Raw genomic sequence first — 449 nt, 5'->3', positions numbered from 1 at the left:
GCCGGGGCGCGCGGGCGGCGAGCAGCGAGACGAGTTCCAGCACCCACCGGCGCAGCGTCGAGGCGGAAACCCCGTTGCCGCCGGCCAGGTCCTCCAGACGCTGGTCGTGGCGCAGCACCGCCAGCGCCAGCAGCGCCTGCCTGCCCGGCGACGCTTTGCGCCACCGGGACCCGACCCGCCTGCGGTGCTTGCGGATCAGGTCGCCGGCCATCACGACCGTCTGTTTCGACACGGGAAGAACGCTCTGGTAGACAAGGGCTCCGAAGCCCTCGGTCGTTTGCTGACTCACATCCGCGAACCCTGCCGGGGGCTTCGCCTATGCCCAGCCGCGCCACGCCCGGCATCCGGGCGCCACCCGCACCCCGCACAGCACAACTTCCCCGCCGCCCCAACCACTCCCCACCCCCGCAACCCACCCCCACCAGCAACAACAGGATGAAAAATCCTCA

1 protein-coding gene is annotated in these 449 nt (G+C 71.0%); it reads right to left on the bottom strand.

The genetic code is table 11. The annotated features are described in order from the left end of the window. On the bottom strand, nucleotides 1–232 hold a 232-nt coding region (locus EIZ45_RS45840; protein ID WP_134736133.1), incomplete at its 3' end, for a transposase family protein. Between the last annotated feature and the right edge of the window lie 217 nt (nucleotides 233–449).

Source organism: Amycolatopsis sp. CFH S0740, assembly GCF_004522315.1.
GTDB classification, from domain to species: Bacteria; Actinomycetota; Actinomycetes; order Mycobacteriales; family Pseudonocardiaceae; genus Amycolatopsis; species Amycolatopsis nivea.
This window is presented reverse-complemented; position numbering and strand designations above follow the sequence as displayed.